Raw genomic sequence first — 18,935 nt, 5'->3', positions numbered from 1 at the left:
GGTCAGGCCTCCTCGGTGACGGCGATCAGGTGAAGTTCATGGTCATGCGCCGGCCGGCGCTGGCCGCGCTCCTTGACGAAGTGGATGTCCGGGTCGCCGCCGCGCTCATTGACGAAGGTGCGGAAGCGCTTGAGCTTGTCGGGATCGTTCAGGGCATTGGCCCATTCGCACTCGTAGCGATCCACTACCAGCTGCATCTGGGCTTCCAGCTCGGCACCCAGGCCCAGGCTGTCGTCGATGATCACCTGCTTGAGGTAGTCCAGCCCGCCTTCCAGGGACTCGCGCCACACCGAGGTGCGCTGCAGGCGGTCGGCGGTGCGGATGTAGAACATCAGTAGGCGGTCGATGTAGCGGATCAGCGTTTCGTCATCCAGGTCGGTGGCGAACAGCTCGGCGTGGCGCGGGCGCATGCCACCGTTGCCGCAGACATAGAGGTTCCAGCCGTTCTCGGTGGCGATCACGCCGATGTCCTTGCTCTGCGCCTCGGCGCATTCACGGGTGCAGCCGCTGACGGCGAACTTGAGCTTGTGCGGCGAACGCAGGCCCTTGTAGCGGTGCTCGATGTCGAGCGCCATCTTGACGCTGTCCTGCACCCCGTAGCGGCACCAGGTGCTGCCCACGCAGCTCTTCACCGTACGGGTCGACTTGCCGTAGGCATGACCGGTCTCGAAGCCGGCGGCGATCAGCTCGCCCCAGATGTCCGGCAATTCGTGCAGCTGGGCGCCGAACAGGTCGATGCGCTGGCCACCGGTGATCTTGGTGTAGAGGTCGTATTTCTTCGCCACCTGGCCGATGGCGATCAGGCCTTCCGGGGTGATCTCGCCACCCGGGATGCGCGGCACCACCGAATAGGTCCCGTTCTTCTGCATGTTGGCCATGAAGGTGTCGTTGGTGTCCTGCAGCGGCACCAGGTGCGGATCGGTGATGGAGCCGTTCCAGCAGGACGCCAGGATGGAGCCCACCGCCGGCTTGCAGATGTCGCAGCCATGGTGACCGCGGCCATGGCGCGCCAGCAGTTCCTCGAAGCTTTCGATGCCTTCCACGCGCACCAGGTGATAGAGCTCCTGACGGGTATGGGCGAAGTGCTCGCAGAGGCTCTTGTCGACCGCCACGCCGCGGGCGATCAGCTCGTGCTCGAACACCTGCTTGACCAGTGCCGCGCAGCCGCCGCAGCCGGTGCCGGCCTTGGTGCAGCTCTTGATGCCGGCGAGATCGGTGCAGCCGGCGTCGATGGCGGCGCAGACCGCGCCCTTGGTGACGTTGTGGCAGGAGCAGAGGGTAGCGCTGGCCGGCAGGGCATCGGCACCCAGGGTGGGGGCGCCCTCGCCCACCGGCATGATCAGGCTGGCCGGGTCCTGGGGCAGCGGGATGCCGTTCTGGGCGTATTGCAGCAGGGTGTCGTAGTAGCTGTTGTCACCCACCAGCACGGCGCCGAGGACGTGCTTGCCATCGGCGGAGACCACCAGGCGGCGGTAGCTGGCGCTGGCCTCGTCGATGTAGCGATAGCTGCGCGCACCCGGGGTAGCGCCGTGGGCATCGCCGATGGAGCCCACGTCCACGCCCAGCAGCTTGAGCTTGGTGGACATGTCGGCGCCGGTGAAGGGAGTGCTCTGGCCGTGGCAGAGTTCGGCGGCCACCAGGCGCGCCATCTGGTAGCCCGGGGCGACCAGGCCGAAGATGCTGCCGTTCCAGGCCGCGCACTCGCCGATGGCATGGATGGCGGGGTCGCTGGTCAGGCAGAGGTTGTCCACCGCCACCCCGCCACGAGGGCCGAGTTCCAGGCCGCAGCCGCGGGCCAGGGCGTCCTGGGGACGGATGCCGGCGGAAAACAGGATGAGGTCGGTCTCGAGGAAATCCTCGCCGGCGAAGTTCATGCGGTAGCGATACGCGCTGCCGGCGGTGATGTTCTGGGTGGCCTTGGACAGGTGCACGCCCACGCCGAGGTCTTCGATACGCTGCTTGAGCGCGGCGCCGCCGAGATCGTCCAGCTGCACCGGCATCAGGCGTGGGGCGAATTCCACCACATGGGCTTCCAGGCCCAGGGACTTCAGCGCATTGGCCGCTTCCAGACCGAGCAGGCCACCGCCCACCACCACGCCACGGCGGGCCTTGGTGGCGGCCAGGCGGATGGTGTCCAGGTCGTCGAGGGTCCGGTAGACCAGGCGCGAATCGCCCTCGGCGCCCTCGATGGGCGGCACGAAGGGATAGGAGCCGGTGGCCAGCACCAGGCGGTCGTAGCCGAAGGCGCCCTCGGCGGTCTGCACCTCGCGCTGCGCGCGGTCGATGGCGGTCACCGCGCAGCCCAGGTGCAGCACCAGACCGGGCACGGCGTAGAGACCGGCTTCGCTCATGGCCAGGGATTCGGCGTCGCGACCGGCGAAGTATTCGGAGAGGTGCACGCGGTCATAGGCGCGCTGGCGCTCTTCGCCGAAAACGTGGATCTCGTAGTGGTCCAGGGCACCGGCCGCCAACAGTTGCTCGACGAGGTGATGGCCGACCATGCCGTTGCCGACGACGATCAGGCGTTCTTTGCGGGTCACGATGCTGTTCATGGAGGCTATCCCCCGGCCGAGGCCAATCAGGTTGATTCGCGGCAATAAAAAAAGGCGCCTGAAACCTTGCGGTCTCAGGCGCCTTTGCCTGTTCTCTGTAAGGAGGAGCGCTTGGCGCTGCTCCGTGCCCGTTGCCTGCAGTGGCAGTCGATCGCCGTTGATCGACCGGGCGACCCGAGGTGGCGGGTCTGCCAGGGCATCTGCATCGGCTGTGCCAGTTTTGCGCAGGCATCTGGAAATTCACGGCTGGCGCAGTCTGCAGCCAGTCATAGCGACCTTAGCGACCTGGAGCGCGCATGGCCGGATGGAACCAGAACGGTGCAACGACACCTGCCGTTGCCCCATCGCAGCGCACCCCAGAACCGGGCGCCCCTGCCGTTCCAGGCCCCTTCAGCGCTCGCCAGACCAGTCCTGGCGCGCCTCGCCCCCACGCTCATGGCAAGCTGGCGCGGGCCTTGCTAATTCCCTGGCATGGAGCGGTCAACGCAGATCGTTCCCACTCACGACAAAGGCGCCGTGCTCGCCTCCCCCAGGGGAGAGCGACCGGTGCCTTTTTGCTTTCTGGTCTTTCGGGGAATCTGCCATGGCCACCAACCACCTCAAGAGCGTCTGCCCCTATTGCGGCGTCGGCTGCGGGATCGTCATGCAGGTGGAAGATGGCCGGGTCACCAAGGTCAGCGGCGATCGCGACCATCCCGCCAATCGCGGCCGCCTCTGCACCAAGGGCAGCACCAGCCACCAGGCGCTGGTGGACAGTGGCCGCATGGAGCACGCCTATATCAGGGGCGACCGCTCCCACGAACCGGTGCAGACCGGCATGGACCAGGCCATCGCCGCCACCGCCGAGCGGTTGCGCGCCATCCTCGAGCGCGATGGGCCCGACGCCATCGCCTTCTACGTGTCGGGGCAAATGTCGCTGGAGGCCCAATACCTGGCGAGCAAGCTGGCGCGGGGCTTCATCGGCACCAATCAGCTGGAATCCAACTCGCGGCTGTGCATGGCCAGCGCCGGTACCGGCTACAAGCTGTCCCTGGGTTCCGACGGTCCGCCCGGTTCCTACGACGACCTCGACCACGCCGACCTCTTCCTGGTCAGCGGTGCCAACATGGCCGATTGCCACCCCATCCTCTTCCTGCGCCTGCTGGACAGAGTCAAGCGCGGCGCCAAGTTGATCGTCATCGATCCGCGGCGCACCGCTACCGCCGAGAAGGCCGATCTCTTCCTGCAACTGCGCCCTGGCACCGACCTGCTGCTGCTCAACGGCCTGCTGCATCTGCTGCACGCCGAGGGCTACCTCGACGAAGCCTTCATCGCCGACCACACCGAAGGCTGGGATGCCATGCCCACCTTTCTCGCCGACTATCCCCCGGCGCGCGTCGCGGCGGAGACCGGCCTGGCCGAGGCGGACATCCGCACCGCCGCGCGCTGGATCGGCGCAGCTGGCGAATGGACCAGCCTCTGGACCATGGGGCTGAACCAGAGCACCCACGGCACCTGGAGCACCAACGCCCTGTGCAACCTGCACCTGGCCACCGGCAAGATCTGCCGCCCCGGCAGCGGACCCTTCTCCCTCACCGGCCAGCCCAACGCCATGGGCGGGCGCGAGATGGGCTACATGGGCCCCGGCCTGCCCGGTCAGCGCAGCGTGCTCTCCGCCACCGACCGCGCCTTCGTCGAGCAGGCCTGGGGTGTGCCGGCGGGTACCCTGCACACCCGTCTGGGCCAGGGCACCGTCGCCCTGTTCGAGGACCTGGCCGCGGGCACCGTGAAAGCCTGCTGGATCATCTGCACCAACCCGGTGGCCAGCGTGGCCAATCGCGCCAGCGTCATCAAGGGTCTCCAGGCCGCCGAACTGGTGATCGCCCAGGATGCCTTCCTCGATACCGAGACCAACCAATACGCCGACATCCTGCTGCCCGGTGCCCTCTGGGCCGAAGCGGATGGCGTACTGATCAACTCCGAGCGCAACCTGACCCTGGCGCCCCAGGCCGTCGCCCCGCCCGGCGACGCCCGTGCCGACTGGCGGATCATCGCCGACGTTGCCTGCGCCCTGGGTTACGGCGAGCACTTCGCCTACACCTCGGCTGCCGAGGTGTTCGAAGAGATCAAGCAGTTCCACAACCCCCAGACCGGCTACGACATCCGCGGCGCCAGCCATGCCCGCCTGCGCGAGACGCCGCTGCAATGGCCCTGCCCCAGCGTGGAGAGCGCTCCGCGCCAGCCGATCCGCTATCGCAACGACGGCCGCAGCCAGACCCTGCGCCTGGACGAGACGGGCGAGCCGACCGCGCTCAACTTCGCCACCGCCAGCGGCAAGGCGCAGTTCTTCGCCCGCCCGCACCTGGACCCGGCGGAATTGCCCGACGACGACTACCCCTTCGTGCTCAACACCGGTCGCCTGCAACACCAGTGGCACACCCTGACCAAGACCGGCAAGATCGCCGCCCTCAACCGCCTCAACCCAACGCCCTTCGTCGAGGTGCATCCCCAGGACGCCCAGGCGTTGGCCCTCCAGGACGGCGACCGCCTGGAAATCGCCTCCCGCCGTGGGCGCGCCGTGTTGCCGGTGACGATCAGCGACCGGGTACAGCCCGGTAACTGCTTCGCGCCCTTCCACTGGGCCGACGTGCACGGCCAGGACCTGGCCATCAACGCCGTCACCAGCGATGCCATCGACCCGCTCTCCCAGCAGCCCGAACTCAAGGTCTGCGCTGTACGCCTGACCCGCGTCGCCACCATTCCCCATCGCCAGTTGCCGACCGACGAGCCCGCCATGGAGCCCACCCGTCTACCCGTCCTCGAGCGCCTGGCCGAGCTCACCGGCGTCGCCACCGCCGTGCGCCCCCGGCTCAGCGCCGCCGAGCGCACCTACCTGGCCGGCTTCATGGACGGCCTGCGCGATAGTGGCGCCCAGGGCGTGCCCTGCCTGCCGGCCCAGGCGCCGCTGGCCGCCGACACCCGCCTCTGGCTCGACGGCCTGCTCGCCGGAGTGTTCAGCCGCCTGCCGGAAAGCCAGGCCGCCGGCCTGGTCATGGCCCCCACCGCCGCGGCCGATCTGGTGGTGCTCTGGGCCTCCCAGACCGGCAACGCCGAAGCCCTGGCCGAGCGCTGCGTCGCCCGCCTGTGCCAGGCCGGTCTCAGCGTGGAGCTGCACGACATGGCCGCCTATGCGGTGGAACGCCTGGCTGGTGCCCGCCGTGTCCTGCTGGTGAGCAGTACCTTTGGCGATGGCGAAGCCCCGGACAATGGCCAGGCCTTCTGGCAGGGCCTCAGCCGCCTGGACACCCCCCTCGCCGAGCTGGACTACGCCGTGCTGGCCCTCGGCGACTCCACCTACGAGCAATTCTGCGGCCACGGCCAGCGCCTCGATGCCCGCCTCGCCGAACTCGGTGCCCGCCGCCTGTGCGCCCGGCTCGACTGCGATGCCGACGGCCTGGACGGCGCCGACGCCTGGTTGGCCACGCTGCTGCAGCAACTGGCCCCGACCGCGCAGCCCGTCCCGTCCGCCAGCCCGGCGACCGCGACGACCCGCCCTGCCGCCGTACCGGCACGCCTGGTCATCAACCAGAGGCTCAATGGCGCCAGCTCCAACAAGGAAGTCCGGCTCTTCGGCTTCGAAAGCGAGCCCCACCTGGACTACCAGGCCGGCGACGCCCTCAGCGTCCGGGCGCGCAACTGCCCCGAGCTGGTCGAGGAAATCCTCGCCCTGGCCGGGCTCGACGGTGAGCGCGCCGTTAACGTGCCCAAGGTCGGCGAGCTGCCCTTGCGCCAGGCCCTGAGCGAGCACTACGAGATCGCCCGCCCCAGCCCCGAGACGCTGGCCCTGGTGGCCGAACGCAGCGGGCGCGCCGACTGCCGGGCCCTGCTGGCCGCCCGCGACGAACTCAAGGCCTGGCTCTGGGGCCGGCAACTGGCCGATGTCCTGGCCACCTTCCCCGCCCGCCTCGGCGCCGAGGAACTGCTCGGCAGCCTCAAGCGCCTGCAGCCGCGGCTCTACTCCATCGCCTCCAGCCCCCTGGCCCATGCCGGCCAGGTACACCTCACCGTCTCGACGGTGCGCTATGGCAATCGCAAGGGCGTGGCCTCCACCTTCCTCGCCGACCGCCTGCAGGACGCCACCACCGAGGTGCTTGTCCAGCCCTCGCGCCATTTCCGCCTGCCGGAACAGGGCGACGTGCCCCTGATCATGATCGGCCCCGGCACCGGCATCGCGCCCTTCCGCGGCTTTCTCCACGAGCGCCGCGCCCGGGGCGATAACGGCCGCAACTGGTTGTTCTTCGGCGAACGGCACGCCGCCCACGACTTCTACTACCGCGACGAACTGGAAGCCTTCCAGCGCGACGGCACCCTGAGCGAGCTCAGCCTGGCCTTCTCCCGCGACCAGGCCGAGAAGATCTACGTCCAGGATCGCCTGCGCGAGCGCGGCGCCGAGGTCTGGCGCTGGCTGCAGGACGGCGCCCGCGTCTATGTCTGCGGCGACGCCAGCCGCATGGCCAAGGACGTCGACCAGGCCCTGCGCCAGGTGGTGGCGACCCACGGCCAGCTCGGCGACGAAGCCGCCGCCGAGTACGTGCGTGGGATGAGCGAGCAGAAGCGCTATCTGAAGGATGTGTATTGAGTGGGGGTCGCCGCCCTGAGCCAGCCGCTCACTCGATGAAGGTCAGCCCCTGCTGCACCGGCAGGACGGGCGCCACCGCACGCAGATGCTCGCGCAACCCGGCGAGGGCATCATGGGCTTCGCTGCGCCGGGGCCAGACCAGGTAGTAGCTCAGGCCCGAGCGCACCACGGCGCGATTGGCGAACACCAGTTGCCCGCTGGCGATCTGATCCTGGACCAGCGACAGATCGCCGATCGCCACGCCAAAGCCCTGGACCGCAGCCGAAATCCCCGCATCCAGGGTTTCGAATCTCTTGCCGGCATGCCAGTTCACCTCGGCCAGGCGGCCGATCCGGTCCAGCCAGAGACGCCAGTCGCGGCAATCGTGGGACGCATGCAGCAGGCCGTCGCCGCCGAAGATCGGGTCCCCGCCATCGCAGGCATTCTGATAGCGCGGCGCGCAGACCGGCACCAGCCACTCATCGAACAGCCGGACGCAGTCGCAATCGCCGGGGAATTCGCCGTCGGCCAGCAGCACCGCGCAGTCATAGGGCTCGGCGCGGAAATCGACGAAATCGATGTCCATCCACACGCTGGTCAGCTGCACGCGGCTCTCCCCCGTCGCCACCCGATGCGCCTCGACGGCCCCCATCAGCCAGCGCATCGTCAGGGTGGAGGGTGCCTTCAGCCGCAGGCAGCCGCGACCGCTGCGCACCAGATCGCAGACGCCCTGCATGTCGGCGAAGGCCGAACTCAGGTCCTTGCCCAGGATCAGCCCGGTCGGCGTCAGCTTGAGGTTGGGCCCCTTGCGCTCGAACAGCAGGCAGCCCAGGTCCTGCTCCAGGGTCTTGATATGGCGACTGATCGCACTCTGGGTGATGTTCAATTCCTTCGCCGCGCGGGTGAAGGAGAGTTGCCGGGACGCACTTTCAAAAGCACGCAACGCATAGAGCGGCGGAAGGCGGGACATCCCTGGTCCTCGATGATGAGTCTGAATCATCCTTGCTCCGAGTTTTATCCGTTTTTTCCCCAGCGTCCAGCACCGGATGATGGCCGTCCTTGACGCCCCGGGGCGTCATGACTGCCAAAGCTCATCGAGACACAGCATGTATTTGGGATCAGTCTCCTTCGACGTCCTGCTGGACCAGGCCATCCGTCATGGCGAGCTCTCGGCCGCGGCCATCGCCGACCTGCTGCATTTCCGCCTCTTCGGTAATCCCCAGGGCTTCCTGCTGCTGCCGGATCAGGACATCGGCGACGTCCCGCCCACGCCCGCCGACCGGGCCGCCCTCGCCAAGCCGGACTACCGCAGCGAACGCCTGCTGCTGCAAGCCACGGCCCTGCTGGGTGATCCCGTCGGCTATCGCCAGGAATGCGACGGCAGCCTGATCAACAACTTCTTTCCCCAGGCCGACAGGGCCCGGCAGCCCTCCTCGGACAGCTTCGACACCGAACTCGAACTGCATACCGAGAATGCCTTCCACGAGGTCCCGCCGGACTTCCTCGCGCTGCTCTGCCTTAGAGGCGCGCCCCAGGACGACGCCATCACCTACATCGCCTCGGTGGACCGGATGCTCGCGGTGATCGATGCCGATACCACCGACCTGCTGTTCCAGGAACCCTTCAACTTCCTCTCCGACTACTGCCTGCACGAGAAGAACTGTCGGATCGACCTGGGCCGGCATCGCTCCATCCTCTATGGCCAACGCACCAGGCCCTACCTGAGGTTCGATCCGCACTTCATGCTCGCCCGCTCCGCCCGGATGCAGCGGCTGATCGAGGAAATCAAGGAAATCACCTGGAGCGTCGCCCAGCCGGTACGTCTCGCCGCCGGCGACCTGCTGATCATCGACAATCGCCGCGCGGTCCACGCCCGCAGCGCCTTCCAGGCACGGTTCGACGGTAGCGACCGCTGGATCCAACGAACCTTCGCCATCTGTCATCAACGGCACTTGATCGGCGAGACGGGCAATCCCTCGCGGATCATCGACCTGGGTCCCCCAGGGCCATGAGCGAATACCTCGGCTTCGCCATCACGGTGTTCCTGCTGATATCCTCGCCAGGCCCCATCGTCGCCCTGGTCGTCGCCGATGGTCGCCATGCCTTTCCCTGGTGGACGATCCTCGGCGGTCTGCTCTCCGCCCAGGTCCTGCTGGTACTGGCCTTGACCCTGATCCACCTGGCCATCGGCATCAGCCCTACCCTGTTGCTGGCCGGTCAGATCCTCGGCGGTCTCTACCTGCTCTGGCTGGGCGTGCGGCTGTTCCAGGCGCCGGCCGACGATTCGCCGAGCACCCGGCGCGGCAGCTTCGGGCGCGCCCTGTTCGTGGGCCTCGCCAATCCCAAGGACATCCTCTTCCTGGTGGCCTTCCTGCCGGCGTTCATCTCCCTGCAGGCGCCGCTCGCCCAGCAGGCCCCGCTGCTGCTGGCGATCTGGGCCGCCATCGACCTGGCGGTGCTGGTTGCCTACGGCCACCTGGCCAGCCAGTTGCACCGGCTGAACCGCCTGGGCCGGCTCACCCAGCGCCTGCCCAGCACCGCCCTCTGCCTGATCGGCCTGGCATCAGTCGGTGTGGGGCTGCGTGCCCTTTCTTTGAGCTAGGTCCGCGTACATCGGCGCTCAAGACAGGCGCCAGATGACCTCGTCCTTCAAGGTAGCCCGGATGCCCCCTACCCAGCCAGCGCTGCTGGATCGCAGGCCTGGAAGATCAAATCGGCTAGGTCTTGATTAGCCATCTAGGCCCCCTTGGCCGGCGACCGCAACACTGCCAAGCTGGACTCGACCGCCACCACCGATCCTGACCCCATGCTCACCAAACACCTGAACTGGGACGACCTGCGCATCTTTCTCGAACTGGCTCGCGCCGGTAGCCTGGCCCGGGCGGCCAAGCGCTTGAAGATCGACCAATCAACCGTCAGCCGGCGCCTGGCGCACCTGGAACAGGCCCTGGGCGCCAGCCTGTTCGAGCGCACGCCCAAGGGCCTACAGCTCAACACCCTGGGTCACCAGGTACTGGCCGCCACCGATCCGATGGACAGCGCCTATGCCGCCGCGCTGGCGAGCCTCGGCGGCCAGGCACGGGAGGCCGCCGGTCCGGTGCGCATCGGCACCATGGAAGGCATCGCCTCGCTCTATCTCACCCAGCACCTGCCACGCTTCAGCCAGAGCCATCCGCGCATCACCCTGGAACTGGTCACCTCCACCCAGCAACTGCACGTCACCCGTCGTGAAGCCGACATCTTCCTGAGCTTCTTCCAACCCAGCGGCAGTGGCCTGGACGTGGAGCACCTGGGCCGCTTCGCCCTGCACCTCTATGCCTCGCCCACCTACCTGGCCCGCCTGAGCGAACCGCGCACGGTGGCGGAACTGGGTGCCCACGAGTTCGTCGGCTACATCGATGATCTGGTGCAGATCGAGGCGGTCCGCTGGCTGGAAGAGGCCGTCCCCGAGGCCCAGACGGTATTCCAGTCCAGCAGCATGCTGGCGCAGATGTTCGCCGCGGCGGCCGGGAGCGGCCTGGTGCTGTTGCCCGAATTCGCCGGCGCCGGGCGCTTCGGCTTGCAGCGCCTGCTCGCCCAGGAGGTGGAGGTGCGCCGCGACCTCTGGCTGAGCGTGCACCACGACCTGCGCTACGCGCCGCGCATCAAGGCCGTGGTGGGCTTTCTCCAGCAGCTATTCGCCAACGATCCGCTCTACGCCTATTGAGGGCCAGGGACTCGGCGCGCCGCTCTCGTCCTGCCAGCGCACCGGTTGGTGCCGACGGCGCTCCACTTGCAGGTCGAAGATGTCGAAGCGGTTGTAGTAGCCGACCACGTCATGGAATTGCTTGGGCTCGATGCAGCGATTGAGGTCGAGATCGGCGTAGAGGATGCCTTCCTCGTCTTGCAGCATCCCGCCGATCTGGCTGCCGGTGGGATCGAGGAACAGCGTCGCGCCGCGCGGCGTTTCATCGAGGATCGGCGCCACCGCTGGATCGCGGGCCAAGAGGAATTCGCGCATGCCCGCATCCAGGTAGCCGGCGCAGAGGATACCGAAGGCCTTGGCCTCGAACGAATGGGCGCCCGCGCGGATGCGATTGGCCGCCACGTTGTCGAAGTTGCCGCCGCCCGCCGGTGGGCGCGTCGGCCACAGCGCCGGCCAGCAAGAGATATGCAGCTGCTCGCCCTGGGCCATCAAGGCATAGCGCGCTAGGGGATTGGTGTTTTCCCCGCAGATCAGGGCGCCGATCCGGCCGATGCGGGTATCGGCTACCCGCAGGCCGGCACCATCGCCGGCGGCCCATACCAGTTTCTCGTAGAAGGTCGGCACCAGCTTGCGGTGGTGCACCAGTACGTCCCCCTCGTCGCCGATCAATAGATTGCTGTTCCAGACACAGCCCGCGCTCACCTCGCTGCGCTCGCTGAAACCCAGGGAGACGAACACCCCCCGACGCTTGGCCTCGGCGCGGATCGCGGCCAGCTCAGGCCCGGCGGGATAGAGGCTGTTGTGCACCATGGCCTCGAACAGATCATGGTTGAGCAGGGGCGACCACAGCGCCGCCCAGATGGGAAAGGCGGGGATGTAGGATTCGGGAAAGACCACCAGGTCGGCGCCGTTGGCCGCGGCCTCGCGGATCAGGTCGATGGCCTTGGCGGTGGTGGCGGTTTTATCCAGGAACACCGGCGCGACGTGGCACGCCGCCGCCTTGAGCGATGCAAGAGAGGTCATGGCAGAGCCCTTCTAGGGAGGAATGGACCGGGCGACACGCGTCGCCCGGCAGCGTCAGTGGGCGACCGGGCTGTCGATGCCCAGGCCGGTGTGCTGGCGCACCAGCATCTCGGCCCAGCGCCCTTCGCTGAGCGGATCGCGGCGCAGGAGTGACACCAGGATCACCAGCAGGAAACCCAGCGGAATGGAGATCAACCCCGGATTGCGCAGGCTGATCAGCGGCTGGGCCAGGCCCACCAGACTGGTCGCATCCGGGGCGATGCCCGCCACGGTCTGCCGGGCCTGGGTCTGGCTGGCTTCCAGGGCGGCGCGTTCGGCGCCGACCGGCAAGGCATCCAGCCGCTGTTGCAGTTGAACCACGCGCTGCTCCGCGGCCACCCGCACGGCCTGGGGATAGGTCATGTTCGGCGAGACCAACACCAGGACCACCGCCGCGAGGGTGCCGCCGATCACGCCGGCCAACACTCCGGCGGTGGTGCAGCGCCGCCAGTAGAGGGTCAGCAACAGCGCCGGCAAATTGGCCGAGGCCGCCACCGCATAGGCCAACCCCACCAGATGGGCGACGTTCTGCCCCTTGGCCAGGATGCTCAGCACGATGGCGACCAGGCCCACCGCCACAGTGGCCAACCGAGCGGCCACCAGTTGCTCGCGCTCGCTGACCTGGCCACCGCGCACGGCCCCCACGTAGATGTCGTGGGCCAGCGCCGAGGCCGCGGCCAGGGCCAGCCCGGCCACCACCGCGACGATGGTGGCGAAGGCCACGGCGGCGACGAAGGCCAGCAGGAAGTTGCCCAGCAGACTCTCGGCGCCACCGCCAAGGAATTGCGCCAGCAGGGGCGCGGCCAGGTTGCCGCCCTTGTCGAAGCCGGCGATGGTCGCCGAGCCGACGTAATAGGCGGCGGCGAAGCCGATACCGATGATGAATAGATGGCAGACGCCGATGGCCAGCATCGCCCAGAGCACCGAGCTACGCGCCCGCTCGGCATCGCTCACGGTAAAGAATCTCATCAGCACGTGGGGCATGGCGGCAGTCCCCAGTACCAGGGCCAGACCCAGCGAAAATTGCTCCACGGGATTCTTCAGGTAGAGGCCCGGCTCGAAGAAGGCGCGCGTGCCCTCCTGCCCCGGTACTAGGCCTCCCAGGTAGCTGCGTAGCGCCGGGTCGGCGGCCAGGGTGCCAAGAAAGGTCGGGATGCGAAAGCCGAAAGGCGCCCAGGCCAGGGTCACCAGCAGGAAGCAAGTGGAGATCAGCAAGACCGCCTTGATCAACTGCACCCAGGTGGTCGCCAGCATGCCGCCGAAGAACACGTAGATCAGCATCAGCGTCCCGACCAGCACCACCGACCACTCGAAAGGCACCCCGATCAACGCCTTGATGATCACCGCACCGCCCACCACCTGGGGGATCAGGTAACAGATGGCCACCACCACGCTGGACAGCGCCCCGGCGCTCTTGGCCGCCCGGAAACCGTTGCGAAAGGCCAGGACGTCACCCAGGGTATAGCGCCCCAGGTTGCGACAGGGCTCGGCCACCAGCAACAGCACCGGGACGAAGCCGACGAAGAAGCCCACCACATAGAGGATGCCGTCGAAGCCATAGAGAGCGATCAACCCCGAGACGCCGAGGAAGGCCGCCGCGGACAGGTAGTCCCCGGCGATGGCCAGGCCGTTCTGCCGGCCGCTGATCCCGCCGCCGGCGGTATAGAAGGCGCTCGCCGAACGATTCTGGCGCGCCGCCCAGGCGGTGACCAGTAGCGTCAGCAACAGGATGGCGCCGAAGACGCTGAAGGTCAGGGTGCGATAGTCCGCGCTTACCACGGCGTCGGCAGCCGAGGCCGAAGGTGCCAGTGCCCAGAGCGCCAATAGCACCACCCCGGCGCCAAGGGGATGACGACTCATGGTGCCACCTCCGGTAGATAACGCTGGCGAACTGCCTGCAAGCGGGCGTCGAGGGTGCGGGTACCGCGCAGGTAGGCCAGCGCCAGCAGGCCGCCCACGGGATACTGCGACAGTGCGAAGACCAGGCCGACATTCAGCTCGCCCACCAGGCTGTGCTGGAACAGCGGCTTGAGCAGCGAGGCGCCCAGCGGCAAGGCGAAGTAGTACAGGGCCGCGATCACCAGGAGCGCCGTGACCAGTCGCGCCTTGGCACGCGTGGTAGCGACGAACTCCGTGTCACGGCTGATGAGTTCCCAGGGGATAGCGGAAGGGATGGACATGATCCGTACTCCAGACGACGAAGGACGGCAGGGGGTAAGGGCCGCGAGCGACCAGACCACGATGGCGTTTGCAAACGCTCTAGGGCAGGACAACGGCCCCAGCATAAGGCCAATGGCCAGCCGGTCTGAGCGGTAATCGCGAAACGCCCCTTGCAGATTTGCAAGGCGTAGCGCGGGCCAGGGCGGCCCATGCCAGAAGTGGCGGAAGGCAGTGGGAGTCGAACCCACCCGGGAACGGCTGCCGTCCCCAACCGGGTTTGAAGCCCGGCCACGCCACCGGGCGTGATTGCCTTCCTCTGTAGCGCTAGCCCTCGGCGGCGCGGGCCCAGGCGCTGTCCGGGCGAACGCGGCGTTCGTCGCCGAAGCGCCGGGTGAAGCCGATGCGATCCAGGCATTCGAGGATCTGGATGCTGCGCTTGCGACCGATGCCGAGGGCATCGCGGAAGGCCGCGGCGCGAATGATCCCCGCTTCGCGCTCCAGGCGCAATGCCTCGCCGGCCGCGGCTTCCAGGCTCGCCTGGGGATAGAAGAGATCCCTGACCACCTGGGTCAGTTCCCCCAGCCGGGCCAGTTTGCGCAGCAGCAGCCGCACCTCGGCCTCAGGCTGGCCGAGGGTCTTGGCGAGATCCCGGGTCCAGGGCGGCTCGAAGCGCGCGGCTTCCAGCAACGGCCAGAGCCGGGCCTTGAGCCCTTCCTCGGCCTCGGTGAGACGCACCCGGTGGTCGGGCAGGTGCAGCCAGGGACCGCTGCTCTGCAGGCGCCCCTCCGCCAGGGCCGTCTCCAGCAAGGCCAGATAGACCGGCCGCTCCACTGCCGGCGCGGCGATCCGACGGAGACGATCTCGGTCGGGGCCCAGCTCGTCGGGCTGTTCCCGGTGGAAGGTCGCCAGCGCCGTGCCCAGGCGTTCGAGGGCGGCCCGCCAGAGGGGCGCGGCGAACAGCCGGGGACCGACCCGGGTGTCGATCCTCAAGGTATCCGCCGGCAATCGCCAGTCGCCTTCGGGTCGGTTGAATTGCCGGGCCAGCAGGCGCGGATCGAGACCGCCCCCGGCCTGGGCCAGGAGTTCCGGCAGCGCCTCTTCCAGACCGCCCTGAGCGAGCGCCCGCAGTTGCGCCAGGCGTTGTGGCGTGCGGCGATGGCGCGCCGGGGCGAAGGGGTCGAGCAACCGCGCGCCGCCCAGGGTGCGCTGAGCGGACTGGTCGCGCAGCACCAGGCGATCGCCATGCACGCCGTGCAGTGGCGCATTGAGCACCAGTTGGGCCAGGGCCGTGGCACCTGGGGCGAGGCCGTCGCCTTCCAGCAGGGCCACCCGGCCGGTGAGGTCCTGGGCGCCGAGGTGGACGTGTACCGGCGTCCAGTGCGCCAGGTTGCGCGTTTCGCCGGGCAGGAGGCGCAGCTCTACATCGATGCGGGTGGTGGGCGCGTGCAGCGCTTCGGCCACCAGCCAGTCGCCGCGGGCGAGGCGGTCGGTGCTCAGGCGCTCGCCCGCCAGATTGAGGGAAACGCGCTGCCCGGCATGTGCCTGCTCGGCCGCCTGGTTCTGCGCGTGCAACCCCCGCACCCGCACGCGTTGGCCGCGCGGGGTGAGGAGGAGTTCGTCGCCGACGGCCACCTGGCCGGCGAAGGCGGTGCCGGTGACCACCACGCCAGCCCCCGCGACGCTGAACACCCGGTCCACCGCCAGGCGAAAACCGCCGCGGGCATTGCGCGCGCGCAACTCCCCCAGGCCTGCGAGCAAGGCCGTGCGCAACGCGGGGATACCCGCGCCGTTGGGGCTGGCGACCGGATAGAGCGGCGCGCCGGCGAAGGGACTGGCGGCGAGCAGCGCCGTGACGTCCTCGCGCACCTGGGCCAGTCGCTCGGCATCTACCCGATCGGCCTTGGTCAGGGCCACCAGCAGTCGGGGAATGCCGAGCAGTTCGAGGATCGCCAGGTGCTCGCGAGTCTGGGGCATGACGCCGTCGTCGGCCGCCACCACCAGCAGGGCCAGGTCCAGGCCGCTGGCGCCGGCCAGCATGTTGTGCACGAAACGCTCGTGGCCGGGCACGTCGATGAAGCCGGTGAGGCCGCCGTCGCCCAGGTCGGCATAGACGTAGCCCAGGTCGATGGTGATGCCGCGGGCCTGCTCCTCGCGACGGCGGTCACCGGCGATCCCGGTGAGGGCCTGGATCAGGGCGGTCTTGCCATGGTCGATGTGGCCGGCGGTACCGATGATCATGGGCGGGGTACCGGGCGGGAAAACGGGAACGTCATGGCGGCTCCGAACGGCGGGCAGGCCCCAAGGGTAGCGGCGCCCGGCGGTGACGCCTAGCCGTTGCGCTCGCGCAGAAAGGCCACGAAGGCCCGCAGGGGCGCCGGCGGCTGGCGGCGATCCGCATAGTAGAGCCGCGGACCGGGAAAGGGAGTGGACCAGTCCGCCAGGACCTCCACCAACCGTCCATCGGCCAGGGGCTCGGCCAGATAGTCGGCGAAGGAACAGATCAGGCCGACGCCCTCGAGGGCGGCCTGCAGCTCCAGATCCAGCGCCGAGGCCAGCAGGCGACTGCCCGGCTGAATGTTGATCACCTCGCTGCCGCGCTCGAAACTCCATTGCGCCACCAGCCCGCTGGCGAAGCGATGGCCGATGCAGGAGTGCCGGACCAGGTCGGCGGGATGCGCCGGCAAACCATGGCGCGCCAGGTAGTCGGGGGTGGCGGCCACGACGAATCTCTGGGTGGCCGGGCCCAGCCGCACACTGATCATGTCGGCCTCCAGATGCTCGTCGTAGCGCACGCCGGCATCGAAACCGGCGGCGAGCACATCGATCAGCCGGTCATCGGCCACCACTTCCAGGCGAATGCCCGGATGGCTGGCGAGGAAGGGGCCGATCAGCGGCGGCAGGAGTACCCGGGCGACGATGGTGGGCACATTGAGCCTCAGGGTACCGACCGGACTCTCGCCCTCGGCGTTGATGGCATCCAGCGCCCCCTGCACCTCGCGTAGCGCCGGGGTCAGGCGTTGCAGCAGTCGTTGGCCGGCATCGGTGGGCGTCACGCTGCGGGTGGTGCGGTGCAGCAGGCGGACGTCCAGTTCCCGCTCCAGCCGGCGCACGGCGTCGCTCAGGGAAGAGGCCGCCACCCCGCGGGCATAGGCCGCACCGCGAAAGCTGCGGGCTTCGGCCACGGCAGCGAAGGCCGCCAGATCGTCCAGATTCATCACGCCACCCATTGTACGAAAAGGCGAACAGGCTGTTGTGTCGAAGCCGGATTATCGCACGGCGCCTCCACAGCTAGAGTGGGGTCTCAGTCACTTCAGGAGGAATCCCTCATGCAACAGCGTCGTCTGGGCCGCCAGGGCCCGCAGGTATCGACCCTCGGTCTGGGCTGCATGGGCATGTCCGACCTCTATGGTCCCGCCGATCGCGGCGAGGCCATCGCCACCGTCCACGCCGCCCTGGAGCAGGGCGTCACCCTGTTCGACACCGGGGACTTCTATGGCATGGGCCACAACGAGCTGCTGCTGGGCGAAGCCCTGCACGGTCGCCGCGACAGGGCCCTGATCAGCGTCAAGTTCGGCGCCCTGCGTGGGCCGGGTGGCGACTGGCTGGGCTATGACACCCGCCCCGCGGCGATCAAGAATTTCGTCGCCTACAGCCTCAAGCGCCTCGGCGTGGACCACATCGACATCTATCGCCCGGCGCGGCTGGATCGCCAGGTACCCATCGAGGACACCATGGGCGCCCTTGCCGAGCTGGTGCAGGCCGGCTACGTGCGCCACATCGGCCTGTCGGAGGTGGGCGCGGAGACCCTGAAGCGTGCGGCCGCGGTGCATCCGGTGTGCGACCTGCAGATCGAGTACTCGCTGGTCTCGCGCGGCATCGAAGCCGAGATCCTGCCGACCTGTCGCGACCTGGGCATCGGCATCACCGCCTATGGCGTGCTGTCCCGCGGTCTGCTCAGCGGTCACTGGCGCCAGCCCGCCGGCGGCAGCGACTTCCGCGGCCACAGCCCGCGCTTCCAGCCGGGTAACGTCGAGCACAACCTGGCACTGGTGGCGGAGCTGCGCCGCTTCGCCGAAGCCCGGGGCACCACGCCCGCCCGGCTGGCGATAGCCTGGGTCGCCGCCCAGGGCGAGGATATCGTGCCCTTGGTCGGTGCCCGGCGGCGCGACCAGCTCGCCGGATCCCTCGGCGCGCAGGAGGTGACCCTCGACGCAGCGGACCGCGCCGAACTGGAACGACTGCTGCCGCCAGGCGCGGTGGCCGGCGATCGCTACGGCGAGCACCAGTTGCGCGACCTCGACAGCGAGCGCTGAGCGCCGCCCGTCATCCCCCCGCCCGCCTCGTGCGGGCGGGGGTCTTCCTAGTCCGTCGCGCGCGCGGCCGGACGTTCCTGCATCAGCACCCAGGGCGCCACCACCACCGCCCACAGCGCCACCTCGGGCGCTTCCAGCCGGCGCAGGGCCCGGGCTTCGTCGACCTTGGCCAGTTGCCCGGCTTGCAGCCAGGCCCCGACACGGGCGGCATCGTCCCGGGTCACGGCGATGGCCGCCTCGATCAGGTCCAGCTCCGGCGCCACCTCCAGCAGCACGCCCCTTGCAAAATGCGGTTGCAATTCTTCCCAGCCGATGGCGGCGGTCTGCCCGAGCAGGGTGGCGTAGAGCGTGGCGTGATCGGTCATGGTGCGGGTCTCGCGAAAAGGGCGGATTCTACCGGCCCCCTCCCCACTTGCCGAGCGCCCGGACACGCGGCATCCGTAACCGACGAGTTGTCATGGCCAGCTTTCCAAGAGGAACGCCCGGTGATTAAACTGCGCAGCGCGTCATAACGAACAAAATCGGCACACTTTCGCGTCCATCTGCCTCATTAAAAAAGCATTCCG

Annotated in this window: 13 protein-coding genes and 1 tRNA gene; 5 read left to right on the top strand and 9 right to left on the bottom strand. The window is 68.6% G+C overall.

The window, feature by feature from the left end:
- Window positions 1–2: 2 nt before the first annotated feature.
- Window positions 3–2,552: a nitrite reductase large subunit NirB gene (gene nirB, locus AR540_RS03430; RefSeq protein WP_059226442.1), complete on the bottom strand. Its 2,550-nt coding sequence runs from the start codon at window positions 2,550–2,552 to the stop codon at window positions 3–5.
- A gap of 583 nt (window positions 2,553–3,135) precedes the next feature.
- Between nirB and AR540_RS03425 the strand changes: the two genes are divergently transcribed.
- The gene (locus AR540_RS03425; protein WP_059226441.1) at window positions 3,136–7,170 is read left to right on the top strand and encodes a bifunctional nitrate reductase/sulfite reductase flavoprotein subunit alpha; all 4,035 of its coding nucleotides are present in this window, start codon (window positions 3,136–3,138) and stop codon (window positions 7,168–7,170) included.
- Between the two features lie 28 nt (window positions 7,171–7,198).
- On the opposite strand, the gene AR540_RS03420 is transcribed toward AR540_RS03425, so the two are convergent.
- Window positions 7,199–8,119, bottom strand: a complete 921-nt coding sequence (locus AR540_RS03420; protein WP_059226440.1) for a LysR substrate-binding domain-containing protein — start codon at window positions 8,117–8,119, stop codon at window positions 7,199–7,201.
- A 136-nt stretch (window positions 8,120–8,255) separates the two neighbouring features.
- Between AR540_RS03420 and AR540_RS03415 the strand changes: the two genes are divergently transcribed.
- The 3 genes from AR540_RS03415 to AR540_RS03405 all read left to right on the top strand — a co-directional run bounded on the left by AR540_RS03415 (window position 8,256) and on the right by AR540_RS03405 (window position 10,855).
- Window positions 8,256–9,161, top strand: coding sequence for a TauD/TfdA family dioxygenase (locus AR540_RS03415; RefSeq protein ID WP_065242501.1), 906 nt, complete (start codon window positions 8,256–8,258; stop codon window positions 9,159–9,161).
- On the top strand, window positions 9,158–9,751 hold the full coding sequence (locus tag AR540_RS03410) for a LysE family translocator (protein ID WP_059226439.1): 594 nt from the start codon (window positions 9,158–9,160) through the stop codon (window positions 9,749–9,751). The genes AR540_RS03415 and AR540_RS03410 overlap by 4 nt, the downstream gene beginning before the upstream one ends.
- A 204-nt stretch (window positions 9,752–9,955) precedes the next feature.
- Window positions 9,956–10,855 carry a LysR family transcriptional regulator gene (locus AR540_RS03405; RefSeq protein ID WP_059227929.1) on the top strand — a complete coding sequence of 300 codons (900 nt, stop codon included), beginning with the start codon at window positions 9,956–9,958 and terminating at the stop codon, window positions 10,853–10,855.
- On the opposite strand, the gene AR540_RS03400 is transcribed toward AR540_RS03405, so the two are convergent.
- The 6 genes from AR540_RS03400 to AR540_RS03375 form a co-directional block, all read right to left on the bottom strand.
- Window positions 10,823–11,857 carry a carbon-nitrogen hydrolase family protein gene (locus AR540_RS03400; RefSeq protein WP_059226438.1) on the bottom strand — a complete coding sequence of 345 codons (1,035 nt, stop codon included), beginning with the start codon at window positions 11,855–11,857 and terminating at the stop codon, window positions 10,823–10,825. The genes AR540_RS03405 and AR540_RS03400 overlap by 33 nt on opposite strands.
- Window positions 11,858–11,911: 54 nt before the next feature.
- Window positions 11,912–13,756 (bottom strand): solute symporter family protein, encoded by a 1,845-nt coding sequence (locus tag AR540_RS03395; protein WP_059226437.1) that lies wholly within the window; start codon window positions 13,754–13,756, stop codon window positions 11,912–11,914.
- Window positions 13,753–14,076 carry a DUF485 domain-containing protein gene (locus AR540_RS03390; protein WP_059226436.1) on the bottom strand — a complete coding sequence of 108 codons (324 nt, stop codon included), beginning with the start codon at window positions 14,074–14,076 and terminating at the stop codon, window positions 13,753–13,755. The genes AR540_RS03395 and AR540_RS03390 overlap by 4 nt, the downstream gene beginning before the upstream one ends.
- Before the next feature lie 199 nt (window positions 14,077–14,275).
- Window positions 14,276–14,371, bottom strand: a tRNA-Sec gene (locus AR540_RS03385).
- A gap of 9 nt (window positions 14,372–14,380) precedes the next feature.
- On the bottom strand, window positions 14,381–16,294 hold the full coding sequence (gene selB / locus AR540_RS03380; protein ID WP_059226435.1) for a selenocysteine-specific translation elongation factor: 1,914 nt from the start codon (window positions 16,292–16,294) through the stop codon (window positions 14,381–14,383).
- 89 nt (window positions 16,295–16,383) lie between these two features.
- A complete protein-coding gene (locus AR540_RS03375; protein WP_059226434.1) occupies window positions 16,384–17,271 on the bottom strand; it encodes a LysR family transcriptional regulator in 888 nt (295 codons plus the stop codon).
- A 111-nt stretch (window positions 17,272–17,382) separates the two neighbouring features.
- Between AR540_RS03375 and AR540_RS03370 the strand changes: the two genes are divergently transcribed.
- Window positions 17,383–18,369, top strand: coding sequence for an aldo/keto reductase (locus AR540_RS03370; protein ID WP_059226433.1), 987 nt, complete (start codon window positions 17,383–17,385; stop codon window positions 18,367–18,369).
- Between the two features lie 47 nt (window positions 18,370–18,416).
- On the opposite strand, the gene AR540_RS03365 is transcribed toward AR540_RS03370, so the two are convergent.
- Window positions 18,417–18,734, bottom strand: coding sequence for a DUF2288 domain-containing protein (locus tag AR540_RS03365; RefSeq protein WP_059226432.1), 318 nt, complete (start codon window positions 18,732–18,734; stop codon window positions 18,417–18,419).
- Between the last annotated feature and the right edge of the window lie 201 nt (window positions 18,735–18,935).

It is taken from the genome of Pseudomonas sp. EpS/L25 (assembly GCF_001512295.1).
Lineage (GTDB): Bacteria > Pseudomonadota > Gammaproteobacteria > Pseudomonadales > Pseudomonadaceae > Chryseomonas.
This window is presented reverse-complemented; position numbering and strand designations above follow the sequence as displayed.